The organism is Bacillus sp. FG16 (assembly GCF_057809515.1).
Map to the genome: position 1 here is coordinate 23,053 of NZ_JBMDKC010000016.1, position 15,314 is coordinate 38,366.

A 15,314-nucleotide genomic window follows, 5' to 3' on the forward strand; every position below is an offset into this window, starting at 1 on the left:
GATAGTTTGAAATATCTATGTTTCCAATTCTAAAGAACATTTATTTAACTTAATAATAAGATTATAAAGGAGTAAGAGTATGAATAATTTCGTAAAGGTAGGTTTAACTACAGGTGTGGTGTTATCGGCGATTATGCCCTCTGGAGGAGTGCATGCGGAAACAGAAGATTTAAAAGTGGAAACAAAGGAAGATACGTTCCGAACAGGTAATTTAACAGCACCTTCTCAAAATTCGGCAGAAAATGTAGCAAAGGATGCACTAAAAGGAAAAACAGAACAAGCATTATCATCAAAGCAAGTTAATACGGAATCCAAAGTTAATTATAATGTTACGCAAAGTCGTAAATCTTATGATGGTACTACATTGGTACGTCTTCAACAAACGTATGAAGGACGTGATGTATACGGATATCAACTAACAGCACATATTAATGATGATGGTGTACTTACGAGCGTTTCGGGGGATAGTGCCCAAGATCTACAACAAAAGGAAGATTTGAAACAACCTATTACTTTATCAGAAGAGGATGCAAAGAAACAGCTTTTCAACATCTATGGAAATGATCTCACATTTATTGAAGAACCAGAAATTAAACAAGTGGTATATGTAGATGAAAATACAAATAAAGCTACAAACGCATATCAAATTACTTTTAGTGCATCTACACCTGAATATGTATCTGGTACAGTATTAATTGATGCTTTTGGTGGAAATCTATTAAAAGAACTCGTTCAAAAATTGGGTATACAAGTAGATAGTAGTATTGTCCAATCTGCGACAGCAAATAAATCACAAGATCCTTCAAAATTAACAGGTACAGGAAAAGATGACTTAGGCATTAATCGTACGTTTGGAATTACACAGCGAAGTGATGGAACGTACATGCTTGCAGATTATTCTCGTGGTAAGGGAATTGAAACATATACTGCTAATTATAAAGATTATAATAATTATAGAAGAAATGTATGGGGGTATCTCGATGATTTAGTAACAAGTAATTCTACAAATTTTACAGATCCTAAAGCAGTTAGTGCCCATTATTTAGCAACAAAAGTATATGATTTTTATCAAGAAAAATATGGCCGTAACAGCTTTGATAATAATGGGCAAAAAGTAATTTCTGTCGTTCATGGTTGGAACACAAATGGTACGAATAAAGGAAATCCTAAGCAGTGGTTCAATGCATTTAGTAATGGAGCTATGCTAGTATACGGAGATCCAATTGTTAGAGCATTTGATGTGGCAGGACATGAATTTACACACGCGGTTACAAGAAATGAGTCTGGACTTGAGTACGCAGGAGAAGCTGGTGCCATTAATGAGGCTCTATCTGATATTTTAGGAGTAGCAGTTGAAAAGTATGCCAATAACGGAAAGTTCAATTGGACAATGGGAGAACAATCAGGTCGTATTTTTAGAGATATGAAAAACCCATCATCTATCTCTTCTAGATATCCGGAGGACTATAGACATTATAATAACTTACCTATCGATGCTGACCACGATCATGGTGGTGTACACACGAACTCTAGCATTATTAATAAAGTAGCTTACTTGATTGCTAGTGGTGGAAACCATAATGGAGTAAACGTACATGGCATTGGAGAAGATAAAATGTTTGATATTTTCTATTATGCAAATACGGATGAATTAAATATGACTTCTAACTTTAAAGAATTAAAAGAAGCTTGTATTCGTGTAGCAACGAACTTATATGGTAAAGACTCATTAGAAGTACAAGCTGTCCAACAAGCCTTTAAAGCAGCTTATATTTAATATTATTTTGATGAATTATAAACCCTTTTATTTTAATATAGTGATTAATTTGTGTGTATAGGCAAAAACCTTGTAGAATTTTTCTGCAAGGTTTTTTTAGAATTTTATTTTACAAATGTGTTATATGGTTTTTAGTTAATTAGAATAAAAATAATCTTATAACTGTATGTAAGAATGTGTGATTTTACACTCTTTTCTATGATGGAAAAGGATACTACGTTAGTAAATATAAAAAGTTAGAAATTATAGTAAATAGGGCACTTTTTTGTTCCTATGGAACTTTAAAGTGCGTAATTTTCTTTCTAGTTAATATATATCATAATGGTATTTACTAGTTGGTTTTAGCTTTACTCTGCTGTTGATGTGATTTTTTAACATTACAATGATTAGAATCAGAATTATCGAGTAGATCTAAATGATGATAATTTCGATTTTTAATTCAGTACAGAGTCCCATAGCTACATAATTTTCGTTTATCCCGCTATTTGCCGGGCAGTAAGACCCCCACTGATTCAAGTTTCACTTTATACTCTTTCGAAACAAGTGTGGATTTGCTTATTTTCTGTTAAAGATAAGAGAAGTGCACCACAATATAAACGTAATTATTTATTCCAACGTAAGTCAATCATTTAGCACATGAATTTGGAGGAATCTATATGCATACGCAATTAAAAGGAAAAACAGCACTGGTTACTGGATCTACGGCAGGGATTGGAAAAGCAATTGCCACTTCTTTAGTAGCGAAAGGAGCTACTGTACTTATTAATGGACGCCGTGAAGAAAATGTTAATCAAACGATAAAAGAAATTCGAGCGCAGTATCCTGATGCTATCCTTCAACCCGTAGTAGCTGATTTAGGAACAGAAAAAGGGTGCCAAAATGTGATTGAAAAGTACCCTGAAGTAGACATTCTTATTAATAACTTAGGAATTTTTGAACCTGTAGAATATTTTGATATTCCTGATGAAGATTGGTTTAAATTGTTTGAAGTCAATATTATGAGTGGTGTTCGACTTACTCGCTCGTATTTAAAACAAATGATTGAAAGAAAAGAAGGAAGAGTCATCTTTATTGCTAGCGAAGCAGCTATTATGCCATCTCAAGAAATGGCTCACTATAGTGCGACTAAAACGATGCAACTCTCACTTTCTCGCAGTTTAGCTGAGCTGACGACAGGAACGAATGTGACTGTTAATACTATAATGCCTGGTTCGACTTTAACGGAAGGAGTGGAGACTATGTTAAATAGTCTTTATCCTAATGAGCAATTGACAATAGAAGAAGCTGAGAAGCGATTTATGAAAGAGAATCGACCAACCTCTATTATTCAAAGACTTATTCGACCAGAAGAAATTGCCAATCTTGTCACTTTCTTAAGCAGCCCACTTTCTTCAGCAATTAATGGTTCCGCGTTGCGAATAGACGGGGGATTAGTACGTAGTGTGTTTTAAAAAATTAAAAACAACATAATATTCTGTTGAAGGTAAAGATGGTAAGGCAAATGAGTTGTATTTTATCTATTAATGGAAATATACAAAAGTAAATTGCGACATGCAAACAGCCGAATTTTCTACTATAAGAAAAATTCGGCTGTTATTTTTTACTTGTTGTAAAGGATGGAAAGCTTTTAAGGTTGTGGCACGCCTCTTAAGACAAAGATAAGGCGAAGCAATCCCGCTGTTATTTGTATTATTTAGTGAAAGTTACCAAACGTTTTTCAACACTATTTTCCCAATTGCTTTATTTGACTCCAAATATTCATGTGCTTGTGCAACTTCATCAAACGTAAAAGTTTTAGAATCTAGCAATGGTCGAAGGTGTCCTTCTTCTACTATTTGCGTTAGTTTAGTTAAAATTTCCCCGCAAGCGTCACGTTTATCTGTATGTAATATTTTTAACGCCATAAAAGTAACGTGCAGAGAGAGTCCTTTTGCGTGTAAAGGAGAGAGGTCATGGGTTGAACGAGCAGCGATTGTTACGACGGTTCCATTGACCGCAGCAGCTTCAAAAGAATGATCGAGATTCTTGCCGCCTACTGTATCAAATATAACTTCAAATCCGTTTCCGTTCGTATGTTTTTTTACATATTCTTGAACAGATTCTTCTTTATAATTAATAGCTATGTCGGCTCCTAGACGATGGGCGATGTCTATTTTGCTTTGCTGAGAAGCGGTTGTAAAAACTTTAGCGCCTGCCCATTTAGCTAGTTGAATGGCTACGTGTCCTACGCCACCAGTAGCTCCATGAATGAGAACATTTTGACCAGGTTTAATATTTGCACGATCAAATAAAGATTCCCAAGCTGTAATTGCAACTAATGGCAAGACAGCTGCTTCTTCCATTGTTAAATTTTTAGGTTTGTGAGCAATTAATCGTGCATCAGCAAGCATAAATTCTGCAAGTGCACCTCCAGTTTCTTTAAAACCTCCGGCACATCCGTATACTTCATCCCCTGATTTGAATTTCGAAACACCTTCTCCTACTTCAATAACAATACCAGCTACATCGCCGTGTAATATAGCTGGAAACTCAGGAGCGACTGCTGAAACAGCGCCACTACGCATTTTTGTATCGATTGGATTTACACTTGTTGCTTTTACATCGATTAGAACATGACCTGGTAAAAGTTTTGGTTTTGAAACTTCTTCTAATTGAAATACAGATGAATCCCCAAAAGAATGGATAATTTGTGCTTTCATAGTTTATACCTCCTGTTTGTGGTTATAGCATAGCAAAGTACGAAAAATAAGTATAATATTTTGAATTTGGTTAGTGAGAATTTTATATAAAGAAGAGGAAAGTACGTGAAATAATGTAACGTACTTGCAAAAGCAACGGTACAGCTTTTTGAAGAAAGGATAGATGTTATTTTTGCAGCATGATTTATTATTACTCACTTAGTATAGGTACTTTAAAGTGCCTACATCACTTTAAAGTACGTACTGTTATTCATGTTATGGCCGATTTATAATAACACTCGTAGCACAAAGAAAGTTATAACGATTACAATCGGCAACAATGTGGTGTTACAGCATTGTCTATGAAATTTCAAAAGAAATATTAAGAGTAAAGAAAAGTATAGATTTATATGAATGAAGGAAAGTGAGTGAAACACATGGAAAAGTTTGCGAATCATTTTGGATATAATCGTATGTTTGCGAAAGATCAACTTACATTAGGAGTTCACATTCCGATTGAAAATTATCAGTTTCATGCTCCAACGATGGAAAAACAAGTAGAGTTAGTACAAAAAGCGGAACAATACGGTTTTACAGGTGTATGGCTTCGCGATGTATTGCTGCAAGACCCTGACTTTGGTGATCCTGCAACAGGTCAAATTTACGATATGATGATTTATTTGACATATTTAGCAAGCAAAACAGAGAAAATCGCATTTGGAACGTCGGCAACTGTATTGTCACTTCGTCATCCATTGCGTGTGGCGAAAGAAATTGCTACATTGGATCAACTATTTCCAGAAAGAATTATGCTTGGCGTTTCATCCGGTGACAGACGTGCTGATTTCAAGGCGTTAGGTGTTAGTCATGAAACACGAGGTGAAAAGTTTAGAGAAGCGTTTGCTTACTTGGAAGAAATTTTGTATAAAAACTTCCCGTCTATCCAGTCGACACTAGGAGAAGTTCATGGTGCGAATTTAGTTCCAAAACCGTCTAAGCATATTCCAACCTTTATTACAGGTTTTAGTCAGCAAAATATGGACTGGTTCGCTGAACATGGAGATGGATGGATGTATTATCCACGTAGTCCAGTACATCAAGCGGGAGCAATTGGACAATGGAGAGAACTAGTAGAGGATTATCATCCAGATGTATTCAAACCATTTATACAACCGATGCATTTAGATTTATCTGAAGATCCAAATGAACGTCCTACACCGATCCGTTTAGGTTACCGTACAGGGCGTAAGGCACTAATTGAATTACTTGATATATATAAAAGTATTGGTGTGAATCATTTATTCCTTGCTCTATTTGATGGTCAACGTCCAGCTGACGAAGTATTGGATGAGCTAGGAGAAGAAGTACTACCTCATTTCCCAGCATTGTAAAGGAGTGTAAAGAATGAAAGCAATAGGACTTATGCAGTATGGAGATAAAAGTGTACTACAAGAGATTGAAATGCAGAAACCGCTATTGGGAGACAACGATATACTGATTGAAGTATATGCAGCTGGTGTAAATCCTGTGGATTGGAAAATACGTGAGGGTTTACTTCAAGACGTAATTTCTTATGACTTCCCGCTCGTTTTAGGATGGGATGTTGCAGGTGTAGTTGCTGCTATAGGAAAAAACGTAACAGCATTTAAAGTGGGGGATGAAGTATATAGTCGTCCAGATATTGAACGAAATGGTACTTATGCAGAGTACGTGGCTGTAGATGAGAAGTATGTAGCGAAAAAACCGAGAAATCTATCTTTTGAGGAAGCAGCATCAATCCCTCTAGTAGGTTTGACAAGTTGGCAAAGTTTAGTGAAATTCGCTAATGTTCAAAAGGGTAATAAGGTTTTAATTCATGCTGGATCTGGCGGGATTGGTACGTTTGCTATTCAGCTAGCAAAAAGCTTCGGTGCACATGTTGCAACTACGACTAGTACGAAAAACATACAGTTTGTAAAGGATTTAGGCGCTGATACTGTCATTGATTACAAAACAGAAGATTTTTCTTTGCTTTTGCATAATTACAATATTGTATTTGATGTGTTAGGCGAGGATGTACTAAAGGATAGTTATAAAGTACTTGCACCAAATGGAAAGTTAGCGTCTATCTATGGTCCGAAAGGTATGGAAATTCCGCAAACTGAAATAGCAAGAGAGAAAAATATTCAGAGTGACCATATATTTACTGAACCTAACGGATATGAACTTTCTCTTATTACAGAATTAATTGAGGGCGGGAAGATTAAACCTGTTGTAACACATGTGTTGCCTTTACATGTAGAAGGCGTAAAAAAAGCACACCACATAAGTGAGTCAGAACGTGCTCTTGGCAAAATTGTATTGAAGAAACATTAGTAAAGTATGAGGTTTTAGAGACAATATTTTGCTAAGTAGCGAATGAACTTATATATTCTATTCTAGCAATTGTTTTAAAAGGGAGAGAACAAATGGATTCAATGACATTTCTTTTATTCCGCATTAACGGGCAGTAAGATCCCCGCCTCAAACTTCAGCGGAAGCAAAGAAGTTAGGTGGGGGATCAACTGCCCGTAAAAGCCCGATTGGTTCAACTAATAATCAGTGGGGGGATGAATAACCCCCCCCACTGATCAAAGTTTCACTTTATTGGTGTAAATCGATTTTTATTGTGATAATTTAGAATTATATAATAAAAAGAGGGGATTGGATGGGGAGTAAAAAGAGGAAGAAAAAGCAGGCAAAGAGACAAAGGTATATAAAGAAAAAACAGGAACAGAACGTACCTATTTCAAATAAAGTAGTCCTTATGATAGAAAAAACATTTCGATATATTTGTATGGCTCTGTATATCATTTTGTGTCTTTATTCAGGTGGGGTGTTTTACAGTTTTGATATAACCCCGAATATTATTGAGAATATTTTAGGCTATATCCTTTTCGCAATAGAATTAGTCTTATTCTTTATATTATTTAATAAAGTATGGCCTAGTCATGAAAGTAAAAAAGATAGAAAAAGAAGCAAAAAATCTTCATACGCTTCAAGCTCATCAAGTGGATTCGGTGACTACAGTAGCAGTGATTGTAGTAGCTCAAGTGATGGTGGAGGAGATTGCGGAGGTGGTGGAGATTAAGTTAATTTTTCAGAAGAACGACTAATGAAAGGATAGGACGAAATATGGAAACTGTGAACTTAATAGAATTAACAAAAGACATTCAAGATCAACATAAAAACTTCGTCGTTTCAAATATAAACAGTCATTGTTTACGAATCGCTGTATTTACTGGTGAATATGATTGGCACTATCATTCTAATTCGGATGAATTATTTATTGTGCTAGAGGGAGAATTACTTATTGATTTTGAAGATGGAGAAACAGCGGTTTTAAAGCCAAATGATTCTATTTTAATTCCAGCATGTACGATTCATAGAACAAGAGCATTAAAGAGAACGGTAAATCTTTGTTTTGAACATATAGAGGCTGATACGATTAAAGTGGAGCAATTATGAAAAAATTATCTGTAGCCGATTATAGAAAAGTTCTTCCGGTTTTAGAAGGTAATACAAGAACGACGACGTTTGCTTATGCGGTATGTGATCAAATGATAGATGGTGAGGTTTTTAAAAACGGGCAATTAACAGCAGGATTAATTATTACAGCTAATGGTATCTATTATTTATTTGGTGATACGGATGATCAAAATTATAACGAAGAGTTATTTTCATATTTAAAAACGGCTATTGAAAAAACAGAGAAGAGATTTACACTGTTCACTTCGAGTGAAGAGTGGGAAATGATGATAGAAGAGCGTTTTAGTAATGTACTTCGGAACATCCCGCGAATGAAATTTCAAAGCGTAACCTTTGAAGAGAGCCAACGAGATTTTAACAAAAATACATATGAAGTGAAGCGTATTGATAGAAGAGATATAGAGCGCAGCAGTGAATTTAAAGAGGAGTACTACAAAGAGTATTGGGGATCAAAAGAAACGTTTTTGAACAGTGGTTTTGGATTTTGTATAGAACAAGATGGGATAATTGTAGCTGAATGCGTCTCAATATTTAGCGGGAATGGTTTTGCTGAAATAGATATTGCAACACATGAAGCGCATCAAGGGAAAGGATTAGCTCAAGCTGTTGCAACAAGGTTCATTGAACATTGCATGCAAAATGACATTATACCGAGCTGGGATTGTTATGTAGACAATATTCCTTCGCGAAAATTAGCTAGTAAATTAAGTTTTTATCATCCAATAGAATATAGTTTATTTGTACGTAAGAAAACGGGGGAATAAAAATGAATGTAGAATTAACAAGATTTAAAGTTAAGCCTGGTAAGAGTCATCGAGTAGATGAATGGATGCAGCTTCTTAATGACAATTTGAAAGAAGTGCTTTTGACATTAAACGACGAAAAGATGTACGTTGAGACAATTTTCCGGGAAATAAGAGATGGAGAAGAGTACTTATATTGGTATTCTGTGCAAGGAGAAGGTGGTATTTTTGTCGAAAATTCGCATCATGAAATTGATAAAAAGCACTTAGCATTTTGGTATGAATGTATCGATGAAGAAGCACCGTCTATTGATATGAAAACAGAAGTTGTTATGATTCAAGATGTTGTGAAGGAAGCGATGAAATAATAGAATAGTATAGTATTTCAGAGAAGCGCATCAAAATGGATGTGCTTTTTATTATGAAACAATTTATAAAAGTTGCATTTGGATGTCTTTAAGTGAAAATAAAGAGGGATACTGAGAATATTTTAGGATAAACTATAAAGTGAAACTTTAATCAGTGTGGGGTTCATCCCCCGTCTAACTTCTTGCTTCCGCTGAATTTTGATGTGAGGTCTTACTGCCCGTTAATGCGGGATAAAGAAATAAAAAACACCAAACCAAAAGACTTACCAATATACGGTATAGTCGTAACAGGAAAAACAGAGGATTTACAAAGTTTACAAGGGTCACCGTATATTAAGGCTGCTGTAAGAGGTGTAACAGTTGAGAAATATTGATTACAAGTAATTAATGTGAATAATCAGAAAATTCATGTTATAATATGGGAAAAGGAGGTTTATATGAGGCAAATACATGGAGCAATTTATATTTACATAACAATGTTTTTCGTGGCGATATCCTATGGGTTGGGGCACGTGTATTCGCATCCTATACTAACTTTTTTAAGTGGAGCATGTATGGCGTTTGCGCTTCTTGTCCACCTTTTCTCAGTTTGGATCGTGAAATTTCAATTAAATATTAGTGAAATAGAAGAAGGCACTTTTTGAGTGGCCTTCTTTTTTAATAATATTTTGGAAGCTCTTGTAGCAATTTTTCAATATCGAATTCGGTTTCTTCACATATAGAAAGTGTGCGTAGTCTGAAAAATAAGCTACGTAAGAAAGATTTTGTATTTCCATATAGAAACTCGTACGATTCAATAGGTAGTGCTTGTTTTTGGACCGGTAATTGAGCTACTAAGTCACGAAGGGCTAATATGAGTATTTCTTCTTTCAGGCCATTTTGCAGCATTGCGACAATCGGATAAACGAGACGCTCGTCTTCTTCGTATTTATAGTAAATAGAATGGACAAAAACTTTGTTTAACAAAGTTTTTAATATCTCTTCGTAATGTAAAGTTTCTAGTTTAGGATTATGAACAAGCGCCTTAAATGTATCGGAAGCATGAGCGATACTATGTGCCCAGCCGTGGTCTGGAACATATCCGCGGAAATCATGTTCATTGTTCATATATAGAATTAATTGATCTTTTACAGTTAAAATATCATTCTGTGATAAGAAATTATGAGTTGTATCTGCATCTATAATGAGCGCAATTAATAAGGTCGTAAATGCGCGAGTAAATACAGCATCTTCATCATCTGAATGAATTTTATACAATAAATATTTTTCACCGATGCTTTCTAATAATAGTTTCTGTAATTGTGTGTGTGAAAGGTAGCGATTTTTGATGAGATGATAAAAAGTAGAGTAGATGAGTTTGTCCCTTAAATAGCTATCAGTAACACCGATATGTTCAAGCATACTGGAACTTAAAGAATCAATATGAAGTGTGTTATCTATGATGTAATTATTATTACGAATTTTTTCTAACTGTTGTTGTAACATATAAACCTCCTATTTTAGAAAATTCTGTATTTTTATAATATAATAAGAGGAAGAAATAGACAATAAATAAGTGCATTTGAATGGAGGGGGCATTATGAAGAGAGCATTATTTTTTTTCATTAGTATTTTCTTTTTAGGAAGCTGTTCCATTTCGTATGTTAATTTTTCTAGCGAGAGCAAAAGTTGGACTGGACAATATAAAGGGCATATTAAGGATGACAGTGAAGATGGAATGTTTACGTTTCAGTACAAGGGCGGAGATGGGAATACAGAATTTAAAAACTTAGAGATTGCTATTAATGGAGCCTTTAGTACAATGACACAAACGTCAGAAGTTCATAAAGGAGCAAGGGTTGAAATGAAATCTTCTTGTGTAAGTTGTGCACCTCTATCTAAAGATGAACCGATAGAAGTTGTAATTAAATGGGATGATAAGTATGAGGAGAAGATGGTGCTAAATCTGAAATAGCCTAGAGTAAGGAGTTAAAAATGAATAGGTATATGAAAATTGTTATGTTTTTAAGTGTATTTCTAGTCATATTATCAGCGTGTACTACAAAACAAGTAGAGCAAGTAACGGTAAAAGAAGTCCCTAAAGAAGGGTATATCATATTAAGAAATGACACGGTGTTTTTTGCCGATGATAAAACGTTTGAAACAAAAGTAGAGTTACAAAATTATATAGAACAACAAATGAATAAAGAGCATCCATCACATATAGTCTTGAGCTTTAAGGACAAAGACGCATGTAAACAGTTAAAAACAGGGGATAAAATAAAAGTATGGTTTTCTCAAATACTTGAAAGCTATCCAGCAAGAATGATTGTAGAGAAATTTGAAATAGTAGAGAAATAAAAAAGGCAGCATTCACGCTGCCTTTTTATCCCGCTTTAACGGGCAGTAAGACCCCCACCTCAAAATTCAGCGGAAGCAAAGAAGTTAGGTGGGGGATCAACTGTCCGTAAAAGTCCGATTGGTGAGGGCTGATAATCAGTGGGGGATGAACGAAATCCCCACTGATTAAAGTTTCACTTTATTATTTCACAAATTGTAATTCTTTCGGGAATTTCGTTAAAATTTCTGATCCGTCTTTTGTGATGTAAATATCATCTTCAATACGAACGCCACCTACGTTTGGTACGTAAATACCAGGTTCGATTGTGAAGACCATACCTTCTTTTAATGGAGACTCGTTACCAGCTTTTACATCTGGATATTCGTGTACGCTAATTCCAAGTCCATGACCAAGTCGGTGCGGGAAGAAGTCTCCGTAACCTGCATCTGCGATAACAGAACGAGCAGCGTTGTCGATTGCGCCAAGTGTAACACCTGGTTTACATGCTTCAACTGCTTGTAGTTGTCCAGCAAGTACAGTGTTGTAAATGCGAGTTTGCTCTTCAGAAATCTCACCGAATGCTACTGTACGTGTAATATCAGAGCAATAACCTTCAATGATTACACCTAAATCAAATAGTACGAAATCACCGCGCTTCATTTTGTTTGCGCCAGGAATACCGTGTGGAAGAGCAGAGTTTGCACCCGCTAATACCATCGTATCAAATGACATTTTATGTATGCCTTTTGTTTTTAATTCGTGTTCAATAATTGCTAATACTTCTAGCTCGCTGCGGTTTTCTTTAATTGCATTTACACCAACTTCAACAGCGTAGTCCGCCATTTTAGCTGCTTCGCGTAAAATAGAAAGTTCTTTTTCATCTTTAATTAAACGAAGTTCGCGAACTTTCTCCTCAGCTGATTTGAAAGCTGCATTTGGGAATAATTTCGTTAATTCTTCGTAGCGCTCTACGTTTAAATGTTCTTTTTCAATTGCAACTGCATTTGCATTAATGCCGCGGTCTTTAATTGCTTTTGCAATCATATCCCATGGTCTGTCAGTATCAGTAAATCCGATAATTTCATGTGCCCAGCCAGCGTTACGTGCTTGACCTTCTTCCATTTTAGGACAAATTAAAATAGGTTCTTTTTCTTGGAATACAAACATACCAAGTAATCTTTCATGCGGTTCACAGTGGAAGTTCGTCATGTAGAAGACGTTCGGTGTAGAAGTTAAGAACGCAACTTCTACGTTTTTTTCTTTTAGCCATTGCATTAAATTTTCTAATCTAGCATTCATCGATTGGCACCCCCGAGATATTTAATTACAAATATAACTTTAACTCGGAAGAAAGCGTTATGACAAGTAAATAGATGTTAGAAAAGACAGGGAATTGAAAAATCATGTAGAATAAAAAGTGAGAATGTGAATAGGGGAGGAATGTAATAATGAAAGTATCTTATCATGGACATTCAGTCGTGAAAATTGAGGCGAATGGAAAAGTTATTTTAATTGACCCGTTTTTAACAGGTAATCCGAAAACAGATTTAAAAGCTGAAGATGTAAAAGTGGATGCAATCCTTTTATCGCATGGACACGGTGATCATGTTGGAGATACAGTAGAACTTGCGAAGAAAAATAATGCAGTTGTTGTAGCGCCATTTGAACTAGCAACATTTTTAAGTTGGCAAGGTGTAAATACACATCCGATGCATATTGGTGGTTCACATGAATTTGACTTCGGAAAAGTGAAGTTTACACAAGCATTCCACGGCTCTAGTTATATTGATGAAGCAAATAAGACGATTACATATACAGGTATGCCAGCAGGTATTTTATTTACAGCAGAAGAGAAAACAGTGTACCACGCAGGAGATACTGCACTATTCTCTGATATGAAGTTAATTGGGGAATTGAATAAAGTTGATCTAGCATTTTTACCAATTGGCGATAATTTCACAATGGGACCAGAAGATGCTGTACTAGCGGCAAAATGGATTAATGCGAAAACTGTTGTACCGATGCATTACAATACGTTCCCAGTTATTGAACAAGATCCATATCAATTTGTAGAAAAGCTACAAAATTGTACAGGGAAAGTATTAGAAGCTGGAGAAAGTATTACACTATAGAAAAGAAACCCTTCATTTGAAAAGAAAAGTGAAGGGTTTTTTACGTGTGTAGGACAGCTTTTAATGCTTGTATTTGTTTTGGTGATTCTTTTCTTTTGGTACGTGGTTGTTCAGGTGTTTCATTCAATTCCATTGCAACTTTTTTCCCATCTACGAAAGCTAAAAATACAGCACCTACAACCTCTAAAAGTTTTTTCATCATGTGTTCGCTCCTTTGTTTTATTTCTTGTCTTCATTGTATAGGGAATCAAGTGGGCGAACTATCGAATGAGATGACAAAAGCATTACATTGTTGTCATAGAATGACTGGTGGAATGTAAGAGTCATTTTGTTATAAAAAAAATAGTACAGGTATGCAAAGAGAGAGTGTAACAGTTTTGAAAATATAGTATACTGAAAGTACAACACATGAAGAATTTAGGGAAAAGAAAGTATGGTGAAACCATTTGGCTACCAAGCATAACCAAATTTTAGAACATATTAATAGCCTGCCAGTAGGCCATAAAATTTCTGTAAGACAAATTGCGAAAGATTTGAGTGTAAGTGAAGGGACAGCTTACCGTGCAATTAAAGATGCAGAAAATAAAGGATATGTTAGTACAATTGAACGTGTCGGAACAATTCGAATTGAACAAAAGAAGAAAGAGAATATCGAAAAACTGACATATGCAGAAGTCGTTAACATTGTCGACGGTCAAGTACTTGGGGGCAGAGAAGGACTACATAAAACATTAAATAAATTCGTAATCGGAGCTATGAAATTAGAAGCGATGATGCGCTATACAGAAGCTGGGAATTTACTCATTATTGGTAACCGTACGAATGCACATCAATTAGCGCTAGAAACTGGAGCCGCTGTATTAATTACGGGCGGATTTGATACGGAAGATCATGTGAAGAAATTAGCAGATGAATTAAAGCTGCCGATTATTTCAAGTAGCTACGATACATTTACGGTCGCAACATTAATTAACCGTGCAATTTATGATCAACTGATTAAGAAAGAAATTGTACTTGTTGAGGATATTTTAACACCAATTGAAGAAACGTTATATTTAAAGCCGCATGATACAGTACAGCAATGGCATGCATATAATGAAGAGACAATGCACGGAAGATATCCAATTGTCGATGAAAATAAAAAAGTGCTAGGAATCGTAACTTCAAAAGACATGATCGGTGTAGCGAAAGAAACACCAATTGATAAAGTAATGACAAAACACCCAATTACAGTGAATGGTAAAATGTCTGTCGCAGCTGCGGCACGTATGATGGTGTGGGAAGGAATTGAATTACTTCCTGTCGTTGAGGAAGGAAATAAACTGCAAGGTATTATTAGCCGTCAAGATGTACTTCAGGCACTGCAAATGATTCAACGTCAGCCACAAGTTGGAGAAACAATTGATGATATTGTAACGAATCAATTTATGACGCCAAAAGAAGCGAAAAATGAGCATCTATATCAATTTTCAGTGACGCCGCAAATGACGAACTCAATCGGAACGTTATCGTACGGTGTATTTGCAACAATTGTGACAGAAGCGACAAATCGCGTCATTCGTGCGCAAAAGAAAAGCGATTTAATTGTTGAAAACTTAACGATTTATTTCGTAAAACCAGTTCAAATTGATAATGTTGTATCCGTTCATCCGAAAGTATTAGAAATTGGACGTAAATTTGGTAAGGTCGATGTAGAGGTGCATCATGATGGTAATGTCGTTGGAAAAGCATTACTTATGGTGCAGTTAATCGATAAATAAAAAGATGGAACAAATCGTTTTGATTTGTT

17 protein-coding genes and 1 pseudogene are annotated in these 15,314 nt (G+C 35.4%); 14 read left to right on the forward strand and 4 right to left on the reverse strand.

Annotation, left to right across the window (positions count from 1 at the left end):
• The first annotated feature begins 79 nt into the window (after nt 1–79).
• Both ACODS7_RS08470 and ACODS7_RS08475 read left to right on the forward strand, forming a co-directional pair.
• Complete coding sequence (locus tag ACODS7_RS08470; protein WP_098629891.1) at nt 80–1,777, forward strand: M4 family metallopeptidase; 1,698 nt, start codon at nt 80–82, stop codon at nt 1,775–1,777.
• Nucleotides 1,778–2,433: 656 nt separating this feature from the next.
• Entirely contained in the window at nt 2,434–3,228 is a 795-nt protein-coding gene (locus ACODS7_RS08475; RefSeq protein WP_243168381.1) for an SDR family NAD(P)-dependent oxidoreductase, read from the forward strand.
• A 252-nt stretch (nt 3,229–3,480) separates the two neighbouring features.
• On the opposite strand, the gene ACODS7_RS08480 is transcribed toward ACODS7_RS08475, so the two are convergent.
• Complete coding sequence (locus ACODS7_RS08480) at nt 3,481–4,476, reverse strand: zinc-dependent alcohol dehydrogenase family protein (RefSeq protein ID WP_098629890.1); 996 nt, start codon at nt 4,474–4,476, stop codon at nt 3,481–3,483.
• Between the two features lie 416 nt (nt 4,477–4,892).
• On the opposite strand from ACODS7_RS08480, the gene ACODS7_RS08485 reads away from it, so the two are divergent.
• The 8 genes and pseudogenes from ACODS7_RS08485 to ACODS7_RS08520 all read left to right on the forward strand — a co-directional run bounded on the left by ACODS7_RS08485 (nt 4,893) and on the right by ACODS7_RS08520 (nt 9,717).
• Nucleotides 4,893–5,846: an LLM class oxidoreductase gene (locus tag ACODS7_RS08485; protein ID WP_000410326.1), complete on the forward strand. Its 954-nt coding sequence runs from the start codon at nt 4,893–4,895 to the stop codon at nt 5,844–5,846.
• A gap of 13 nt (nt 5,847–5,859) precedes the next feature.
• The gene (locus tag ACODS7_RS08490; protein ID WP_016080868.1) at nt 5,860–6,810 is read left to right on the forward strand and encodes an NADP-dependent oxidoreductase; all 951 of its coding nucleotides are present in this window, start codon (nt 5,860–5,862) and stop codon (nt 6,808–6,810) included.
• 331 nt (nt 6,811–7,141) lie between these two features.
• The gene (locus tag ACODS7_RS08495) at nt 7,142–7,564 is read left to right on the forward strand and encodes a hypothetical protein (RefSeq protein WP_029443403.1); all 423 of its coding nucleotides are present in this window, start codon (nt 7,142–7,144) and stop codon (nt 7,562–7,564) included.
• Nucleotides 7,565–7,608: 44 nt separating this feature from the next.
• Nucleotides 7,609–7,941 (forward strand): cupin domain-containing protein, encoded by a 333-nt coding sequence (locus ACODS7_RS08500; protein ID WP_000450933.1) that lies wholly within the window; start codon nt 7,609–7,611, stop codon nt 7,939–7,941.
• Nucleotides 7,938–8,726 carry a GNAT family N-acetyltransferase gene (locus tag ACODS7_RS08505; RefSeq protein WP_029443402.1) on the forward strand — a complete coding sequence of 263 codons (789 nt, stop codon included), beginning with the start codon at nt 7,938–7,940 and terminating at the stop codon, nt 8,724–8,726. Before ACODS7_RS08500 ends, ACODS7_RS08505 begins: the two co-directional genes overlap by 4 nt.
• Before the next feature lie 2 nt (nt 8,727–8,728).
• Nucleotides 8,729–9,073, forward strand: a complete 345-nt coding sequence (locus tag ACODS7_RS08510; protein ID WP_001100204.1) for a DUF6176 family protein — start codon at nt 8,729–8,731, stop codon at nt 9,071–9,073.
• 233 nt (nt 9,074–9,306) lie between these two features.
• Nucleotides 9,307–9,447 (forward strand): annotated as a pseudogene (locus ACODS7_RS08515) (anti sigma factor C-terminal domain-containing protein); the annotation flags it as partial.
• 63 nt (nt 9,448–9,510) lie between these two features.
• Nucleotides 9,511–9,717 (forward strand): hypothetical protein, encoded by a 207-nt coding sequence (locus tag ACODS7_RS08520; protein WP_001248905.1) that lies wholly within the window; start codon nt 9,511–9,513, stop codon nt 9,715–9,717.
• A 13-nt stretch (nt 9,718–9,730) separates the two neighbouring features.
• Here the strand turns inward: ACODS7_RS08520 and ACODS7_RS08525 are convergent, their stop codons facing one another.
• Complete coding sequence (locus ACODS7_RS08525; RefSeq protein WP_088115263.1) at nt 9,731–10,558, reverse strand: DUF2785 domain-containing protein; 828 nt, start codon at nt 10,556–10,558, stop codon at nt 9,731–9,733.
• A gap of 94 nt (nt 10,559–10,652) precedes the next feature.
• Between ACODS7_RS08525 and ACODS7_RS08530 the strand changes: the two genes are divergently transcribed.
• Both ACODS7_RS08530 and ACODS7_RS08535 read left to right on the forward strand, forming a co-directional pair.
• Nucleotides 10,653–11,027, forward strand: a complete 375-nt coding sequence (locus ACODS7_RS08530) for a hypothetical protein (RefSeq protein WP_029443400.1) — start codon at nt 10,653–10,655, stop codon at nt 11,025–11,027.
• Nucleotides 11,028–11,047: 20 nt separating this feature from the next.
• Entirely contained in the window at nt 11,048–11,413 is a 366-nt protein-coding gene (locus tag ACODS7_RS08535) for a DUF3221 domain-containing protein (protein ID WP_029443399.1), read from the forward strand.
• Between the two features lie 181 nt (nt 11,414–11,594).
• Here ACODS7_RS08535 and pepQ read toward each other — a convergent pair whose 3' ends face one another.
• Nucleotides 11,595–12,692: a Xaa-Pro dipeptidase gene (gene pepQ, locus ACODS7_RS08540; RefSeq protein ID WP_088115261.1), complete on the reverse strand. Its 1,098-nt coding sequence runs from the start codon at nt 12,690–12,692 to the stop codon at nt 11,595–11,597.
• A 149-nt stretch (nt 12,693–12,841) separates the two neighbouring features.
• On the opposite strand from pepQ, the gene ACODS7_RS08545 reads away from it, so the two are divergent.
• Nucleotides 12,842–13,525, forward strand: a complete 684-nt coding sequence (locus tag ACODS7_RS08545) for a metal-dependent hydrolase (protein WP_000868922.1) — start codon at nt 12,842–12,844, stop codon at nt 13,523–13,525.
• A 40-nt stretch (nt 13,526–13,565) separates the two neighbouring features.
• Here the strand turns inward: ACODS7_RS08545 and ACODS7_RS08550 are convergent, their stop codons facing one another.
• The gene (locus ACODS7_RS08550) at nt 13,566–13,724 is read right to left on the reverse strand and encodes a hypothetical protein (RefSeq protein ID WP_197242931.1); all 159 of its coding nucleotides are present in this window, start codon (nt 13,722–13,724) and stop codon (nt 13,566–13,568) included.
• A 247-nt stretch (nt 13,725–13,971) separates the two neighbouring features.
• Here ACODS7_RS08550 and ACODS7_RS08555 point away from each other — a divergent pair, with 247 nt between their 5' ends.
• The gene (locus ACODS7_RS08555; protein WP_016080093.1) at nt 13,972–15,285 is read left to right on the forward strand and encodes a CBS domain-containing protein; all 1,314 of its coding nucleotides are present in this window, start codon (nt 13,972–13,974) and stop codon (nt 15,283–15,285) included.
• Nucleotides 15,286–15,314 lie beyond the last annotated feature (29 nt).

What these genes read in the sequence shown, in the direction of transcription:
- ACODS7_RS08480 (WP_098629890.1), bottom strand. Translation starts at nt 4,476, where the DNA reads ATGAAAGCACAAATTATCCATTCTTTTGGGGATTCATCTGTATTTCAA.
- ACODS7_RS08490 (WP_016080868.1), top strand. Translation starts at nt 5,860, where the DNA reads ATGAAAGCAATAGGACTTATGCAGTATGGAGATAAAAGTGTACTACAA.
- ACODS7_RS08500 (WP_000450933.1), top strand. Translation starts at nt 7,609, where the DNA reads ATGGAAACTGTGAACTTAATAGAATTAACAAAAGACATTCAAGATCAA.
- ACODS7_RS08485 (WP_000410326.1), top strand. Translation starts at nt 4,893, where the DNA reads ATGGAAAAGTTTGCGAATCATTTTGGATATAATCGTATGTTTGCGAAA.
- ACODS7_RS08525 (WP_088115263.1), bottom strand. Translation starts at nt 10,558, where the DNA reads ATGTTACAACAACAGTTAGAAAAAATTCGTAATAATAATTACATCATA.
- ACODS7_RS08510 (WP_001100204.1), top strand. Translation starts at nt 8,729, where the DNA reads ATGAATGTAGAATTAACAAGATTTAAAGTTAAGCCTGGTAAGAGTCAT.
- ACODS7_RS08475 (WP_243168381.1), top strand. Translation starts at nt 2,434, where the DNA reads ATGCATACGCAATTAAAAGGAAAAACAGCACTGGTTACTGGATCTACG.
- ACODS7_RS08505 (WP_029443402.1), top strand. Translation starts at nt 7,938, where the DNA reads ATGAAAAAATTATCTGTAGCCGATTATAGAAAAGTTCTTCCGGTTTTA.
- ACODS7_RS08550 (WP_197242931.1), bottom strand. Translation starts at nt 13,724, where the DNA reads ATGAAAAAACTTTTAGAGGTTGTAGGTGCTGTATTTTTAGCTTTCGTA.
- ACODS7_RS08520 (WP_001248905.1), top strand. Translation starts at nt 9,511, where the DNA reads ATGAGGCAAATACATGGAGCAATTTATATTTACATAACAATGTTTTTC.
- ACODS7_RS08495 (WP_029443403.1), top strand. Translation starts at nt 7,142, where the DNA reads ATGGGGAGTAAAAAGAGGAAGAAAAAGCAGGCAAAGAGACAAAGGTAT.
- ACODS7_RS08545 (WP_000868922.1), top strand. Translation starts at nt 12,842, where the DNA reads ATGAAAGTATCTTATCATGGACATTCAGTCGTGAAAATTGAGGCGAAT.
- ACODS7_RS08470 (WP_098629891.1), top strand. Translation starts at nt 80, where the DNA reads ATGAATAATTTCGTAAAGGTAGGTTTAACTACAGGTGTGGTGTTATCG.
- ACODS7_RS08530 (WP_029443400.1), top strand. Translation starts at nt 10,653, where the DNA reads ATGAAGAGAGCATTATTTTTTTTCATTAGTATTTTCTTTTTAGGAAGC.
- ACODS7_RS08535 (WP_029443399.1), top strand. Translation starts at nt 11,048, where the DNA reads ATGAATAGGTATATGAAAATTGTTATGTTTTTAAGTGTATTTCTAGTC.
- pepQ (WP_088115261.1), bottom strand. Translation starts at nt 12,692, where the DNA reads ATGAATGCTAGATTAGAAAATTTAATGCAATGGCTAAAAGAAAAAAAC.